This is a genomic window from Pseudomonas sp. 910_21 (assembly GCF_052850735.1).
This window is the reverse complement of sequence record NZ_VXCY01000002.1, coordinates 1,020,540-1,035,881: the sequence shown is the minus strand read 5'-3', so window position 1 is coordinate 1,035,881 and position 15,342 is coordinate 1,020,540. Positions and strand designations below refer to the sequence as shown.

The following is a 15,342-nucleotide window of genomic DNA, read 5'->3' as shown; positions in this document are numbered from 1 at the left end:
CCCCTCGCCCTGTGGGGACCGGCTTGCCGACGAAGGCAATCTCACGGGCCTCTTCGCTGGCAAGCCAGCTCCTACCTATCCGCCTCGCCTGTAGGAGCCGGCTTGCCGGCGAAGGCAATCTCACGGGCCCCTTCGCTGGCAAGCCAGCTCCTACAATTCGCCTCCCCGTGGGAGCCGGGGATCGGGCGGCGGTCAGAAGCCGGGGGCGATCTGGCCTTTGTAGCGGGTCAGGATGAATTGGCGCACTGCGTCGGAGTTCAGTGCCTTGGCCAGTTTCTGAATCCGCGGGTCGTTGAGGTTGTCCGGGCGGGCCACCAGAAATTCGATGTACAGGTCTTTGCCCTTCTCCACGATCAAGGCGCTGTTGGTGTCGATCCCGGCTTCCAGGGCGTAGTTGGCGAACACGAACGCCAGGTCCACCTGGCTCACCGAGCGGGCCAGCAAGGCGCCTTCCAGTTCACGGATCTTCAGGTGCTTGGGGTTGTCGACGATGTCACGCGGGGTGGCCAGGGTGTTGCTCGGGTCCTTGAGCTTGATCAGCCCCGCCTCATGCAGCAGCACCAGGGCACGACCGGTGTTCACCGGATCGTTGGGAATCGACACCGTGGCACCGTCCTTGAGTTCGGCGATGCTCTTGATCCGGGTGGAATAGGCACCGAAAGGCTCGATGTGCACCCCCACCACCGGCACCAGGTCGGTGTGCCGGGTCTTGTTGAAGTCATCAAGGAACGGCCGGTACTGGTAGTAGTTGGCGTCGAGGTTCTTCAACGCCAATTGCTGGTTGGGCTGGATGAAGTCGGTGAAGACCTTGATGTCCAAGTCCACGCCCTCCCTGGCCAACTCAGGCTTGATGAATTCGAGGATCTCGGCGTGAGGCACCGGGGTGGCGCCCACCAGCAGTTTCTCGTTGGCATGAACGCTCAAGGACAGCACAGCGGCCAATACGGCCAGGGTCTTTTTCATGGAGTTGCTCCTAAGGCAGATGACTGACAGCCGTCGTGAGGCGCACGTGGGCCGGGTGTTGTGGGTGTTTTTCAAGGGTTTGATTCAGCGTCGGCTGTAACGCGCCACCAGGCGGTCGCCGGTCATTTGCAGGGCCTGCACCAGCACCAGCAACAGGACCACGGTGACCAGCATCACGTCGGTCTGGAAACGCTGGTAGCCGTAGCGAATCGCCAGGTCCCCCAGCCCGCCACCGCCGATCACTCCGGCCATGGCGGTGTAGTCCACCAGCACGATGGCGGTCACCGTGACCGCTGCCAGCAGGCCGCCTCGGGCTTCCGGCAACAACGTGTGGCGGATGATCTGCCAGGTGCTGCCGCCCATGGCCTGGGTCGCCTCCACCACCCCGCGGTCCACTTCCCGCAGGGCGGTTTCCACCAGCCGGGCAAAGAACGGCGTGCAGCCCACCACCAGCGGCGGGATGGTGCCGGGCACCCCGAGGGAAGTGCCCACCAGCAAGGTGGTCAGGGGAATCAGCACGATCAGCAGGATGATGAAGGGCAACGAGCGCAGCACGTTGACCAGCACCGACAGCACTCGATAAACGCCCTGGGCTTCATGCAACTGGCGCTTGCCGGTGAGAAACAACAGCACCCCCAACGGCAGCCCCAGCAGCACGGTAAAGCCCAGGGCCGCACCGAGCATGCTCAGGGTGTCGAGACAGGCCTGGGCGATATCGGCCCAGTAGATGTTCTTGAACCACTCGGCCATGGCGTCAGGACCAGTCGTGGCGCGGTGGCTTGATGTCGTTGAGCAGCCAGTTGCCCACCACGTGGTACTTCCAGCGCACCGGGTCGTGCAGGGTGTGTACCCGGGCATTGCGCCAGTGGCGGTCGAAGTTGTGGCATTTGAGGGTCGAGCGGGTGCCGCCCAACTCGAACAGCTTGTTGCTGGCCTCGATGGCGATCTCGGTGGTCAGCACCTTGGCCTTGGCCACCGCCAGGGAAGCCCGGGCAACACTGTCTTCATCGGGTGCCGGACGCGCCGCGTCCAGGGCCAGGCCGGCCCGTTCCAGCAGGGCTTCGGCGGCCTCCAGGCGGATATCCAGGGCCCCCACCTGGATGATGGTCAATGGATCTTCACTGGCCTTTTCCACCCCGGCGTCGATCCACGGCCGGGCGTGCTGACGAACAAAGGCGATGGTGTCCCGCAGCGCCGCCCGGGCGATGCCGGCGTCGATGGCCGCCGTGGTCAGCTGGGCGAAGGGCCCGGCCAGGGTCGGGCTTTCATAGGAGCGATAGGTGGGGAACAGGTTGAAGGCCGGCACCTGCAGGTTTTGCGCCAGCACCGTGCCGCTGGACGTGGTGCGCTGGCCGATGCTGTCCCAGTCATCGATCACCGCCAGTCCCTCGCTGCCCCGGGGCACGAAGGCCAGTTGCCCGCGGCCCTGCTCGTCCAGAGCCAGCACCGCCAGCCAGTGAGCGTACAGCGAACCGGTGCAATAACCCTTGCGGCCGTTGATCACATAACCGTCACCTGAACGACGGATGCTGGCCTGAATGTCCTGAACGTTCTTGCCGCCGGTTTCCGACAGCGCATTGGCAAAACGGTGGCCTTGCAGGGCCAGGGCGAAAAAATGCGTCTGCTGCTCCGGAGTGCCTTGCAGGCGGATGTCTTCCAGCAGGCAGTAGTGGTTCTGCGGGATCTGCCCCAGGGACGGATCGGCTGTGGAGATGATGGCGATCACTTCTGCCAGCACCGCGTAGGACACCTGGGCCCCGCCATATTCCCGGGGCACGCTGATGCCCCACAGGCCACTGTTGGAATAGAGGTCGACCAGCTGCGAGGGCACCTCACGAGTGCGGTCGCGCTCGGCGTCCTGCTCCAGCAGGACCGCCGCCACGCGCCGGGCCACGACCAACGCTTCGGCGCCATCGCGGATCACATGGGCAGCCGGGGTATGCAGGGGATAAAAGGCAGATTCAGGCAATGAAGACATACAGCGCTCTCGGGGCGAATGAAGGTTCCACCCCGTCATTGCAGCTTCTGTGCCGAAAGATCAGGCCTGTGAATTCAAGGATTTACAGGCCGTTCCTGGCGGTTGCCCAGTGGGCCGCCAGACACATTGCTGGAGGGCTGTTGGTGGGCCAACAGTGAATCGCTGTTGCCTGGACGACACCTCGTCGGCCCACACCGGTACCGAAGGTTCCCGGGTATAGAGTGAAAGCTGCTCGATCCGGCGACGGACCCGTTTCCAAAAACAACATCAAGGAGAAACCCAGATGAGCGTCAAACCCATTCCCGAAGGCTTCAGCGGCGTCACTCCCTACTTGGGCATCAAGCGCGCCGCCGAGGCCATCGAGTTCTACAAGCAGGCCTTCGGCGCGGTGGAAACCATGCGCCTGGACATGCCCGACGGCAGCGTCGGCCATGCCGAACTGCGCATCGGCGGCTCGGCCATCATGCTCGGCAGCCCCTGCGAAGAAACCCCGATGGACAGCCCGGACACCCACAAGACCTCGGTTGGGTTGCATCTGTACGTGGAAGATGTCGATAGCAGCTTCGCCCGGGCATTGGCCGCCGGCGGCAGCGAAGTGTCGGCGCTCAAGGACCAGTTCTATGGCGATCGCAGCGCCAGCCTGCGAGACCCGTTCGGGCATGTCTGGTTTCTGGCCAGCCGCAAGGAAGACCTGAGTACCGAGGAAATCAGCCGACGGGCGCAGGAAATGTTCCAGCAACAGCCCCATTGACCCGCCCTGAGGCCCAACACACCGTAGGAACCGGCTTGCCGGCAAAGCCCCTCTCACGGCCCCCCTCTTGTAGGAGCCGGCTTGCCGGCGAAGGCGATCTCACGGTCCCCTTCGCTGGCAAGCCAGTTCCTACTCCGGCCAGCCGCCCCTGATGCACAAACCGAAAGCCCAGGAAAAATCCCATTTTCATGGGGTTTCCCGGGCTTCGTAACATTTACTTTCATATCGCCTTTCAGGATTTACGATTCTCATTCGTCTTAATTAGATGCAGCAGGCCGCGTTGGCCAAGGCTATGCCCGGCACCTTTGTGCCAGGCCCGGCCCAGGGTTCCAGTGCCGCTCCATTCCTCGAATCAAGACGCCCACTCCATGTCGAAGAAGTCCCGTTCAAAAATCTGGTTTCTGGTGCACAGCTGGCTGGCCCTGCCCATCTGGTTCTTTGTGCTGATCGTCTGTGTCACCGGCACCCTGGCGGTGGTCAGCCAGGAGATCGTGTGGCTGGCCAATCCGGATATCCGAGCCAGCAAACCCAGCGATGATGCGCAGCCGCTCAATTACGACCAGATCGTGGCGGCCATCAAGCAGGCCGAACCCAGCACCCGCATCGATACCATCGTGACCCCGGACGAAAGCCATTTCGCCCTGAGTGTCAGCGTCAGCTACCCGGACGGCCGCTCCCCGACGCTGTACGTCAACCCCTACACCGGGGTGATCCAGGGCACCAGCCCAGAGTTCGACTTCCAGGGCTTCACCCGGGCCCTGCATGGCTGGTGGCTGGTGCCCTTCACCAACGGCTATAGCTGGGGCTGGTACCTGGTATCGTTCCTGGGCCTGCCGATGCTGATTTCGTTGATCACCGGACTGGTGGTCTACAAGAAGTTCTGGAAGGGCTTTCTCAAGCCGACCTTGCGCCTGCGCCATGGGGCACGGATCTTCTGGGGCGACTTCCACCGCTTGAGCGGTATCTGGTCCATCTGGTTTATCACGGTGATCTCGATCACCGGCACCTGGTTCCTGATCGAGGCCGTTCTCGCCGACAACCACGTCAGCATTTCCAGCCAACCCATTGTCCCGGTCATCGCCCGCGAGCAGGTGCCGGCCACCACTGACGGCAGCCCGGCACCGATGATCGGCCTGGACCAGGCCATCGGCATCGCCACCCAGAAGATCCCCGGCTTCGACATCAGCTTCGTCAGCCTGCCAAGCAATGCCTACAGCCACCTGTACGTGGGCGGTCGTGGCTGGTACCCGCTGATGTACCAGACCGCCAACATCAACCCCTACACCGGCTCCCTGGACACCTCGCACCTGCTGAGCGACCGCAACACCCTGGAGTTCGTCACCGAGTCCATGCGCCCGCTGCACACCGGTGATTTTGGCGGGATCTGGGTCAAGCTGATCTGGTTCTTCTTCGGCCTGGTGCTGAGCATGATGGTCCTCAGCGGCCTGTTGATCTGGACCAAGCGCACCGCCCTGGCCACCGCCAACGCCCTCAAGCGTGAGGAGAAGGCCGCTCGTGCGCGTCCCGCCAGCAAACCCGTGCCGACGCCCACCCCGGCCATGAGCATCGAAACTTCGGAGAGCCACTCGTGAGCCAGACCCACAGCGCAACCGCGCCTTCGTTGCTGAGCCGGCTTTGGCACAAATGGCGCTTTCACCTGAATATCCTGCTGTTGCTGATCCCCCTGGGCTTCATGCCCAAGTACTTCGCCGACGTCGCATTGTTTCGGGGTGAAAGCGGCCTGGGGGAACGAGAAATCGGCGAAGTCCAGGTTGGTCCCTGGAGCCTGCGCCTGGCCGAGATGCGCAACGAAGCTCCCCGCAGCGATGGCCCCGCCGGCCACCTGAAAAGCTTCAACGCCGCCCTGTGCCAGGCCTGCATCGAGCCGGTCAAGGCTACCTACCTGCGCATCGGCAAACCCCGCAGCCTGCGGGCCGCCGGAGTGATCTTCTTCGGCAGCCCGTATCGCATGGGGGCCAGCCTGCCGATTCCGGAAAAGACCAAAGCCGACGCTGAGCTGTGGATCACCATGGAAGGCTGGGACGGCAGCATGCACCAGGCATCCATTCCCCTGAGCAAGGCTTCACCCGCCACCGTGGCCTGGCTCGAAAAACAAGGAGGCAAATGATGATTCGCGCAGTATCCACCCGGCGCCTCGGCGGCGCTGCCCTGTTGCTGCTGGGCGCCGCCTTCAGCCATAGCGCCCTGGCCCACAACCCGATGTGCGAGTGCAAGGCTATCGACGCCGAGCAGATCCGCTGCACCGGCGGCTTTTCCGATGGCAGCGGCGCACCGGGGGTGACCCTGGACGTGATCGGCTACGACGAAAGCATTCTGGTGCCGGGCAAGCTGGGGGCCGATTCGACCCTGACCTTCAAGAAGCCCGCCAGCGAGTTTTACGTGCTCTTCGATGCGGGCCCCGGCCACGTGGTCGAGATCGACCAAGCGGATATCGAGGCCCCATGAACCCAGCCACCACCCAGGTCGTGCGCCCCGCCGGCGCCGGCCACGAAACCCTCTATGTGCTGTTGTTGTGCGCGCTGATCCTGAGTGTGGCCGCCACGGTGGTGCTGTGGCGCGGCGAAAAAGTCGAAACCGCCAGCGTCGCCAGCCACCAACTGGACGCTCGCCGCGACCTGAGCGCTGGTGAACAAGGCATCTACGCCGACCTGCGGGTGACCCTCGATGAAATCCACCTGCTGCTGGCCGAAAGCCAGACGCTGCCGAGCCCGGAGCAACTGGCCGAGGAAGGCTTCGCCCCCTTCGCCCAGGACGCCAGCTCGGTGAGCCGTGGTGGCCATGCCTGGCAATTGCAGGATCGGGCCTACCTGGGCCTGAGCCAGAACCCGCAAGTGGCCGGTTCCTTTCTGATGCGCCTGGATACCGAGGATCAGGCCAAGGTGGATATCTGGCTCAATCGTGCCCCGTCCGTCACCGTGCCTGTCGATCTCAGCGACTCGCAGCTGGCCGCCGCCGGCTGGCAACAGGTGGTCGCGCAATTCGATGCCGGGGTGACTCGCCAGCATCGCCACTGAATCCACGTACTCCCCGAGAGAAGACTGCAAGCCCATGCCTATTTCATCGCAACGCCGCCCCTTCCTGCGGGTGCTGCTGGTCAGCCTGCTGGCCCTGGTGCTCAGCCCCCTGGTCAGCGCCGACCCGGCCAAGCGCCTGCGCATTGGCATCACCCTGCACCCCTACTACAGCTACGTGGCCAATATCGTCGGCGACAAGGCCGAAGTGGTGCCGCTGATTCCCGCCGGCTTCAACCCCCACGCCTACGAGCCCCGGGCCGAGGACATCAAGCGCATTGGCACCCTGGACGTGATCGTGCTCAACGGCGTGGGCCACGATGACTTCGCCGACCGCATGATCGCCGCCAGCGAGCGCCCGGACATCCCGGTGATCGAAGCCAACGAAAACGTGCCGCTGCTGGCCGCCACCGGCGTCGCCGCCCGGGGCGCCGGCAAAGTGGTCAACCCGCACACCTTCCTGTCCATCAGCGCCTCCATCGCCCAGGTCAACAACATCGCCCGGGAGCTGGGCAAGATGGACCCGGCCAACGCCAAGACCTACACCCAGAACGCCCGTGCCTATGGCAAGCGCCTGCGGCAGATGCGCGCCGATGCCCTGGCCAAGCTGACCCAGGCACCCAATGCCGACCTGCGGGTGGCCACGGTGCACGCAGCCTACGACTACCTGCTGCGCGAGTTCGGCCTGCAAGTCACCGCGGTGGTGGAACCGGCCCACGGCATCGAGCCCAGCCCCAGTCAGCTGAAAAAGACCATCGACCAACTGCGGGAACTCGACGTCAAGGTGATCTTCTCGGAGATGGACTTCCCCTCCACCTACGTCGAGACCATCCAGCGCGAATCCGGGGTCAAGCTCTACCCGCTGTCGCACATTTCCTACGGCGACTACAGCGCCGAGAAATACGAGAAGGAAATGAAAGGCAACCTCGACACCGTGGTCCGGGCCATCCAGGAGGCCGGGGCATGACCGCCATCGAGACCCTGCTGCGGGGCCCGGCCATCGAGTTCGATCAGGTCAGCCTGACCCTGGGCAACACCACCATCCTCGACCGCGTGACCTTCCAGGTGCAGCCCGGCAGCGTGCACGCACTGGTGGGCCCCAACGGCGGCGGCAAGAGTTCGCTGATCAAGACCCTGCTGGGGCAGATGCCGCACCAGGGCCAATTGCGCCTGCAATGGCCGGATGCGCCCGGCACCATCGGCTACGTGCCCCAGGCCCTGGAGTTCGACCGTGGCCTGCCGATGACCGTGGACGATTTCATGGCTGCCATGTGCCAGCGCCGCCCGGCCTTTCTCGGCCTCAGCCGACATTACGCCCAGGCCATAGGCGAGGCCCTGGAACGGGTCGGCATGCAAGACAAGCGCAAACGGCGCATGGGTGCTCTGTCCGGCGGTGAACGCCAGCGCGTGCTGCTGGCCCAGGGTCTGATCCCGGCCCCGCAACTGCTGGTACTGGACGAACCGATGTCGGCCCTGGACGAGGCCGGGATCCAGGTCTTCGAACGCCTGCTCCACGATTGGCGCCAGAGCGGCATCACCCTGCTGTGGATCGAGCACGACCTGGAAGCCGTGGGCCGTCTGGCAGACCGGGTCACCGGCCTCAATCGCCGGGTGCTGTTCGACGGCCCGGCGCAGCAGACCCTGACCCCGGAGCGCCTGCTCAGCCTGTTCTCCACTCATCCACGAACCGCCGGGAGTGCTGCCTGATGACCTATGAAGCTTTTCGCCTGATGGTCCAGGGCTGGGCTTCGGCCGGCTACCTGCCCGAAGCCCTGGCCTACGGGTTCGTGGTCAATGCACTGCTGGCCGGCCTGCTGATCGGGCCGGTGCTCGGTGGCCTGGGCACCCTGGTGGTGGTCAAGCGCTTCGCCTTCTTCTCCGAAGCGGTAGGCCACGCTGCCCTCACCGGGGTGGCCATCGGCATTCTCCTGGGCGAGCCCTACACCGGTCCCTACGGCAGCCTGTTCGGCTACTGCCTGCTGTTCGGCATCCTCCTCAACTACCTGCGCAACCGCACCGGGCTGGCCCCGGACACCCTGATTGGGGTCTTCCTCTCGGTGTCCCTGGCCCTGGGCGCCAGCCTGCTGCTGATCCTGGCCGGCAAGATCAACGTGCACATTCTGGAAAACGTGCTGTTCGGCTCGGTGCTCACGGTCAACGGCAACGACCTCTTGGTGCTGTTGATCGTCGGCGCCCTGGTGCTGGGCCTGAGCCTGCCGCTGTACAACCGCATCATGCTGGCCAGCTTCAACCCGCAGCTGGCGGCCGTGCGCGGCGTCGCCGTCAAGACCCTGGACTACCTGTTCGTGATCCTGGTGACCCTGATCACCGTGGCCGCGGTCAAGGTCATCGGCGCCATCCTGGTGGGCGCGCTGCTGGTGATTCCGGCCGCTGCCGCCCGCTTGCTCAGCCAGTCCCTCAAGGGCTTCTTCTGGATCTCGGTGAGCATCGCCACCGTCAGCACCTTGTGCGGCATCCTGCTGCCGATCGTCTTCGACCTGCCGGTGCCCTCCGGCGCGGCAATCATCCTGGTGGCCGGTGTCGCCTTCGCCCTGGCCGCCATCGCCCGTGGCACTGTCCCCAGCCTGAAAGGGAATATCGGATAAATGCACAGTTCATTGCGTCACTTGTCATTGCGTCAGCTGAGCCTGGCCCTGGTCCTCGGCGGCCTGATCAGCACCCCGGCCCTGGCCGAGCGCGACCACTTCGAGCCGATGCGCGTGGTCGCCAGCCACGGCATGGGCAATACCGCGCTGCACAGCGCCACCTCGGAAAAACCGCTGACGGTGCTGGCCTCCCTGCCGGTGACCTTCGGCCTGGGGCAGATCCTGCTGCAAGGCACCCGCGTCCAGCTGGAACGGGCGGCCCCGGCCAACCTGCCGGGCTCGCGGCAGACCGCCTACTTCACCGGACGCGGCGCCCCGGCCCTGACCCAACTGGCGCTGAACGCCGACGCGGTGATCGGCCTGCGTTCGATCTGGCCGGACGACCCGCTGTACCCCAACGCCCGGCGCAGCAACATCCGTATCGTCGAGATCGATGCCGCCCGCCCAGTGGACGGCGCCCTGCCCGGGGTGGCCCTGCAACCGGGCAAGAGCGACGGGCTCAACGCTCAGCCCTGGCTGTCCAGCAACAACCTGGGACGCATGGCGGATGTGCTCGCCGCCGACCTGGCACGCCTGGCCCCCGAAGCCAAGCCACAGATCGAGAACAACCTGGCGGGGCTGAAACAACGCCTGCTCAAACTCAGCGCCGACAGCGAAGCGCGCCTGGCCGAGGCCGACAACCTCAGCGTGCTGAGCCTCTCCGAGCACTTTGGCTATCTGGTCAGCGGCCTGAACCTGGAGCTGGTGGAAGTCGACGCCCGCGCCGACAACGAATGGACGCCCGAAGCGCTGCAGAAGCTGCAAGCCCGGCTCAAGGACAATGATGTGGCCATTGTCCTGCACCATCGCCAGCCGTCCGATGCCCTGAAAGCCGCGGTCAGCGCCGGCGGCAGCCAGTTGCTGGTGCTGGAAACCGACAGCGCCGACCCACTCGGCGAACTGGAAGGCAACCTGCAGAAAGTCACCCAGGCCCTGGCCCCGAAAAGCTGAGCCTACCCCTGTCGCCGCTGCCGCCGGTTCGGCGGCGGCGCTTACATATTCCCTCAAGATTGTCGTCCTTTCCCGGTGCTAGTCTGCGCTTCGCAAAAATGCCCAGACAGGAAATCCACGCCATGAGCGAATACCTGAAACTCAACAAGACCAATTGGGACGAACGCGCGCCCTTGCACGCCGCCTCGGCGGATTACGCGGTGCAGCGCTTTGTCGACGACCCGCAGTTTCTCTCCGATGTCGTGCAGTTCGACCGCCCCCTGCTGGGCAACATCCAGGGCCTGCGCGGCGTGCACCTGCAATGCCATATCGGCACCGATACCCTGTCCCTGGCGCGCCTCGGTGCGCGGATGAGCGGGTTGGATTTTTCCTCGGCCTCCCTGGCTGAAGCCCGGACCCTGGCCCAGCGCTGCAACACCGCCATCGACTACCACGAGTCGGACGTGTTCGCGGCCGCCGAAGTCCTGCCCCGCGGCGAGTTCGATCTGGTCTACACCGGCATCGGCGCCCTGTGCTGGCTGCCCAGCATCGAGCGCTGGGCGCACACCGTCGGCGCCCTGCTCAAGCCCGGTGGCCGGCTGTTTATCCGCGAGGGGCATCCAATGCTCTGGGCCCTGGACGAGGGTCACAGCGACTCGCTGCAAGTGGCGTTTCCCTACTTCGAACGCAGCGAGCCGCTGGTCTGGGACGATGACGCCACCTACGTGGAAACCGACAGCAGCCTCAAGGCCACGGTGACCCACGAGTGGAATCACGGCATGGGCGAAATCATCAGCGCCCTGTTGGGCCAGGGCTTGCAGATCACCGGTCTGGTGGAGCACCAGAGCATCCCCTGGGAAGCCCTCCCCGGGCAGATGATCGTTGATGAACGCGGCGAATGGCGGCTCAAGGACGCGCCATGGCGCCTGCCCTTGAGCTACACCTTGCAGGCCATCAAGCCCGCGGCCTGATCGCCGGGCATGAAAAAGCCCGCTGACCTCAAGGGTTCAGCGGGCTTTTTTGCGTTTGGAGCAGCGGCTACAGAGCCCGTGCCGAAGATCAGCCGGCCACAGCCTGCTGGTCCATCTTCTGGCGCAGGCTCAGCGGACGCATGTCGGTCCAGACTTCCTCGATGTAGGCCAGGCAGTCCTTCTTGAAACCGCTCTTGCCCACAGTGCGCCAGCCTTGGGGCACGGCCTTGTAGTCGGGCCAGATCGAGTATTGCTCTTCGTGGTTGACCACCACCTGGAACAGGATGTCCTCACGGTCGAATACTGAAGTCATTGCTTGTCTCCATCGCTAATAAGGTGTGCCGCGCCGCGGGCGTGACAGTTGTGTAGAAGGAACGAATCAGGGCTGCGAAAAATTAGAGGCTGGCCACTGCCGCCGCCACCGCCTTGCTGAAGATCCCCGCCACCTGATCGATCTGCGCCGCGCTGATGATCAGCGGCGGCAGGAAGCGCACCACGCTGCCATGGCGCCCGCCCAGTTCAAGGATCAGGCCGCGCTTGAGGCATTCACGCTGTACCAGGGGAGCCAGGCGCGAATGCTGTGGCGGATGGCCCTGGGCGTCCGGCGCGCCGGCCGGGTCCACCAGTTCCACGCCGAGCATCAGACCACGGCCACGGATATCCCCCAACTGCGGGTAGTCGCGTTGCAGGATCAGCAAGTGCTCGCGCAAGCGCTCGCCCATGGCCGCCGCGTGCTCGGGCAGTCGGTGCTCCTTGAGGTAGCGCATCACCGCGGAACCGGTGGCCATGGCCATCTGATTGCCGCGGAAGGTGCCGGCGTGAGCCCCCGGCTGCCAGGTGTCGAGCCAGTCGCGATAGACCATCACCGCCAGCGGCAGGCTGCCGCCGATGGCCTTGGACATCACCACCACATCGGGAATGATCCCGGCGTGCTCGAAGGCGAACATCTTGCCGGTGCGACCGAAGCCGCTCTGGATTTCATCGACGATCAGCGCCACCCCCGCCTTCTCGGTGATGCGACGCACACCCCGCAGCCATTCCAGGTCCGCCGGGATCACCCCGCCCTCGCCCTGCACGGCCTCGACGATGACCGCCGCCGGCAGGGCCACTCCCGCTTCCGGGTCGCTCAGCAGGTTTTCCAGGTAATGCAGGTTGACCTTGACCCCCTCGGCGCCGCCCAGACCGAACGGACAGCGGTAGTCATAGGGAAAGGGCAAAAACTGCACGCCGTTGTTCAAGAGTCCCGCCAGCGGACGCTTGGGCCCCAGGCTGCCCATCAGGCTCAGCGCGCCCTGGCTCATGCCGTGGTAACCGCCCTGGAACGACAGCACGGTGCTGCGTCCGGTGGCGGTGCGCACCAGTTTCAGCGCGGCTTCCACGGCATCGGTGCCGGTGGGGCCGCAGAACTGGATCTTGGCCTCGGCGGCCAGGGCCTCGGGCAACAGGCCGAACAGGTCCTGGACGAACTGATCCTTGACCGGGGTGGTCAGGTCCAGGGTCAACAGCGGCAACTCATCGGCCAGCACCTGCTGGATCGCGGCGATCACCACCGGGTGATTGTGGCCCAGGGCCAGGGTCCCGGCACCGGCCAGGCAATCGATGAAACGCCGGCCCTCGACGTCCTCGACGTGGATGCCGCTGGCCCGCTTGAGGGCCAGGGGGATGCGTCGCGGATAGCTGCGGGCATTGGATTCCTGGCGACTTTGACGGGCCAGCAGGGGCGATTCGTCGAACTGGTAAAGCGTCTCTGCCGGGGTGGCGCCAAGGCCCACCGGCGAATCTTCCATAAGGCTGGTAACGGCTGACATGTCTCGAACCCTCACGCTGCAATTTGAGCAAAACGGCCACCGGCCGGATGCGCAGCCGAAGCAGGGTGCGCACTGACAGGTTTTCCTGTTCTAAAAACGCATCAGCGCGGTCGGGATTTACACCCCGGGGCGAGGAAATTGCACATGCCGCCCCGTAGGAGCCAGCTTGCTGGCGAAGGCGATCTTTCGGGCCCCTTCGCTGGCAAGCCAGCTCCTACAGTGGACGGTGATGGGTCAGGCGCGGTGGGCAGGCAGGGTCAGTTCGACGCGCAGGCCGTCGGGGCGGCTGTCAAAGTGCAGCTCGCAACCGCAACGCTGGACAATGGCCTGGACAATCGCCAGGCCCAGGCCGCAACCGCTACTCTGGCTGTCACGCCAGAAGCGCTGCGTCAGGTGCTGCAGGTTTTCTGCGGGGATACCCGAGCCATGGTCACGTACCTGGAAGCGCAGGCGACCGGCGACAATCTCCAGATTCAACTCCACCGGGCATTCTTCCGGCGTATGCCGCAGGGCGTTGTCCAGCAGGTTGCGCAAAGCGGCAATGGCCAGGGTCGAGGGCATTTCCACCGGGGCCTCGGCAGCGTTGTCCCCCAGGTGCACCTTGACCCGGGCGCGGGCGCCCACGGCGGCATCCTGGATCGCCAGGCGCGCCACCTGCTCGGCGTTGCAGTGCACACCGTCATCGAACGACAGGCTGCCCTCGACCCGGGCCAGCAACAGCAGTTGCTCCAGGGTCCGGTGCATGCGGTCGGCCCCTTCTTCGGCTCGGGCCAGGGACTGGTCACGGGCCGCACCTTCGGTCATGCGCGCTACTTGCAGGTGAGTCTTGATTGCGGTCAACGGGCTGCGCAGCTCGTGGGCTGCGTCACCGGTCAGCCGGCGCTCGCGTTCGATGGTCTTGGCGATGCGCTGGAACAGCTGGTTCTGGGTTTCCAGCAACGGCCGCAGCTCACTGGGCATGGGCTGGATCTGCAGCGGCTCCAGGGAATCGGCGCTGCGGCGCATCAGGGCGTCGCGGATCCGGTTCAGTGGTGCCAGGCTCTGGCCGATGCCCAGCCACAGCAGCCACAGGCAGCCGAGCAAGGCCACGCCCACCGGCACCGAAGCGGCGAGCAGCACCGACATGTTCAGGGCCTCGCGTTCCACCTGACGGTCGGCGGTGGTGATGCGCAAGTCACCGCGCACCAGGGTGAAGGTGCGCCAGGGCGCACCGTCGATCATCTGGTCATGAAAGCCCAGCTTCTCGGCTTCCAGGGTGTGTTCCGGAGTGCTGTGGCTGCGGGCCAGGATCTGCCCACGCAAGGAACTGACCTGGCAGGCCATGCCCCCAGGAATGGTCAGGGCCGCACTATTGATCTGATTGCCCGGGGCGTGGGACGGCAGCGTCGGCATCTGTTCCAGCAGGCCGGCCACCATGCGCGCCGAGGCCACCAGGCGCTGGTCCAGGGAGAACATCATCTGATTGCGCAGATCACTGAGCATCCAGGCCGCAGCCAGGGCCCAGATCAGAATGAAGGCAGCGCCGAGGGTCATGCTCAGGCGCAGGCGCAGGCTCCTCACTTACGGATTCTCCTCGCCATCCGCCGGGCCCAGGCGATAGCCCAGGCCACGCACGGTTTCGACGATACCGTTGCCGAGTTTGCGTCGCAGGTGGTGGATGTGCACATTCAGCGCGTTGCTCTCCAGCTCATCGTTGAAGCCATAGACGCTGTCCTTGAGCTGCTCGCTGGAGAGCACCCGGCCACGGTTGTGCAGCAGCGCCTGGAGCAGGGATTGCTCACGCCGGGACAAGTCCACCGGCTGGCCACCCAGCAGGGTTTCCCGGGTGCTGGGGTCATAGGTCAGGCGTCCGTGTTCAATGAGGTTGACGCTGCGCCCCGCCACCCGGCGCAACAGGGTGTGCAGGCGCGCCGCCAGTTCCCGCAGGTCGAACGGCTTGAGCAGGTAGTCGTCGGCCCCGGCCTGCAGGCCGTCGACCCGGTCGGTCACCGAGTCCCGGGCGGTGAGAATCAGCACCGGAATCTCCAGGCCCTGCTGGCGCTGTTGCTTGAGCAACTTCAAACCATCTTCATCCGGCAGGCCCAAGTCCAGTACCATCACGTCGAAATCGGCCACGCCGAGCATGGCCCGCGCCGCAGAAGCGGTAGCCACATGCTCGACCGTCAGGCCCTGGGCCGTGAGGCCGGCGACTATCCCGCTGGCAATCAGCTCATCATCTTCACAGACAAGTACGTGCATGGTCGGTCCTGTAACAAAGGCGTTGA

At 65.0% G+C, this 15,342-nt stretch carries 17 protein-coding genes; 10 read left to right on the top strand and 7 right to left on the bottom strand.

Annotated elements, in window-relative coordinates:
• Positions 1-192: 192 nt before the first annotated feature.
• The 3 genes from FW796_RS09895 to FW796_RS09885 form a co-directional block, all read right to left on the bottom strand.
• Entirely contained in the window at positions 193-963 is a 771-nt protein-coding gene (locus tag FW796_RS09895) for a MetQ/NlpA family ABC transporter substrate-binding protein (protein ID WP_346632099.1), read from the bottom strand.
• 84 nt (positions 964-1,047) lie between these two features.
• Positions 1,048-1,713: a methionine ABC transporter permease gene (locus tag FW796_RS09890; RefSeq protein WP_346632100.1), complete on the bottom strand. Its 666-nt coding sequence runs from the start codon at positions 1,711-1,713 to the stop codon at positions 1,048-1,050.
• A gap of 4 nt (positions 1,714-1,717) precedes the next feature.
• Positions 1,718-2,941: an SfnB family sulfur acquisition oxidoreductase gene (locus FW796_RS09885; protein WP_446439293.1), complete on the bottom strand. Its 1,224-nt coding sequence runs from the start codon at positions 2,939-2,941 to the stop codon at positions 1,718-1,720.
• Positions 2,942-3,224: 283 nt separating this feature from the next.
• Here FW796_RS09885 and FW796_RS09880 point away from each other — a divergent pair, with 283 nt between their 5' ends.
• The 10 genes from FW796_RS09880 (at position 3,225) to FW796_RS09835 (ending at position 11,270) form a co-directional block, all read left to right on the top strand.
• A complete protein-coding gene (locus FW796_RS09880; RefSeq protein WP_404937408.1) occupies positions 3,225-3,692 on the top strand; it encodes a VOC family protein in 468 nt (155 codons plus the stop codon).
• 368 nt (positions 3,693-4,060) lie between these two features.
• Positions 4,061-5,284, top strand: coding sequence for a PepSY-associated TM helix domain-containing protein (locus tag FW796_RS09875; RefSeq protein WP_346632103.1), 1,224 nt, complete (start codon positions 4,061-4,063; stop codon positions 5,282-5,284).
• Positions 5,281-5,820 (top strand): thiamine pyrophosphate-binding protein, encoded by a 540-nt coding sequence (locus FW796_RS09870; protein WP_446439292.1) that lies wholly within the window; start codon positions 5,281-5,283, stop codon positions 5,818-5,820. The genes FW796_RS09875 and FW796_RS09870 overlap by 4 nt, the downstream gene beginning before the upstream one ends.
• A complete protein-coding gene (locus FW796_RS09865; protein WP_346632105.1) occupies positions 5,820-6,158 on the top strand; it encodes a hypothetical protein in 339 nt (112 codons plus the stop codon). The genes FW796_RS09870 and FW796_RS09865 overlap by 1 nt, the downstream gene beginning before the upstream one ends.
• Positions 6,155-6,727, top strand: coding sequence for a DUF6162 family protein (locus FW796_RS09860; RefSeq protein ID WP_346632106.1), 573 nt, complete (start codon positions 6,155-6,157; stop codon positions 6,725-6,727). Before FW796_RS09865 ends, FW796_RS09860 begins: the two co-directional genes overlap by 4 nt.
• 34 nt (positions 6,728-6,761) lie before the next feature.
• Positions 6,762-7,691 (top strand): metal ABC transporter substrate-binding protein, encoded by a 930-nt coding sequence (locus tag FW796_RS09855; protein WP_346632107.1) that lies wholly within the window; start codon positions 6,762-6,764, stop codon positions 7,689-7,691.
• Positions 7,688-8,431, top strand: a complete 744-nt coding sequence (locus tag FW796_RS09850) for a metal ABC transporter ATP-binding protein (RefSeq protein ID WP_325985070.1) — start codon at positions 7,688-7,690, stop codon at positions 8,429-8,431. The genes FW796_RS09855 and FW796_RS09850 overlap by 4 nt, the downstream gene beginning before the upstream one ends.
• The gene (locus tag FW796_RS09845; protein ID WP_011062450.1) at positions 8,431-9,330 is read left to right on the top strand and encodes a metal ABC transporter permease; all 900 of its coding nucleotides are present in this window, start codon (positions 8,431-8,433) and stop codon (positions 9,328-9,330) included. The genes FW796_RS09850 and FW796_RS09845 overlap by 1 nt, the downstream gene beginning before the upstream one ends.
• Positions 9,331-10,320, top strand: a complete 990-nt coding sequence (locus tag FW796_RS09840) for a metal ABC transporter solute-binding protein, Zn/Mn family (RefSeq protein ID WP_346632109.1) — start codon at positions 9,331-9,333, stop codon at positions 10,318-10,320. It begins immediately after the preceding gene.
• A gap of 122 nt (positions 10,321-10,442) precedes the next feature.
• Positions 10,443-11,270 carry a class I SAM-dependent methyltransferase gene (locus FW796_RS09835; protein WP_346632110.1) on the top strand — a complete coding sequence of 276 codons (828 nt, stop codon included), beginning with the start codon at positions 10,443-10,445 and terminating at the stop codon, positions 11,268-11,270.
• A gap of 88 nt (positions 11,271-11,358) precedes the next feature.
• On the opposite strand, the gene FW796_RS09830 is transcribed toward FW796_RS09835, so the two are convergent.
• The 4 genes from FW796_RS09830 to FW796_RS09815 all read right to left on the bottom strand — a co-directional run bounded on the left by FW796_RS09830 (position 11,359) and on the right by FW796_RS09815 (position 15,316).
• Entirely contained in the window at positions 11,359-11,583 is a 225-nt protein-coding gene (locus FW796_RS09830) for an MbtH family protein (protein ID WP_011062453.1), read from the bottom strand.
• 82 nt (positions 11,584-11,665) lie between these two features.
• Complete coding sequence (locus FW796_RS09825) at positions 11,666-13,078, bottom strand: aspartate aminotransferase family protein (protein ID WP_404937413.1); 1,413 nt, start codon at positions 13,076-13,078, stop codon at positions 11,666-11,668.
• 234 nt (positions 13,079-13,312) lie between these two features.
• Positions 13,313-14,638 (bottom strand): ATP-binding protein, encoded by a 1,326-nt coding sequence (locus FW796_RS09820; RefSeq protein ID WP_446439291.1) that lies wholly within the window; start codon positions 14,636-14,638, stop codon positions 13,313-13,315.
• Positions 14,639-15,316, bottom strand: coding sequence for a response regulator (locus FW796_RS09815; RefSeq protein WP_041119327.1), 678 nt, complete (start codon positions 15,314-15,316; stop codon positions 14,639-14,641). It abuts the gene before it with no gap.
• Positions 15,317-15,342: the final 26 nt, after the last annotated feature.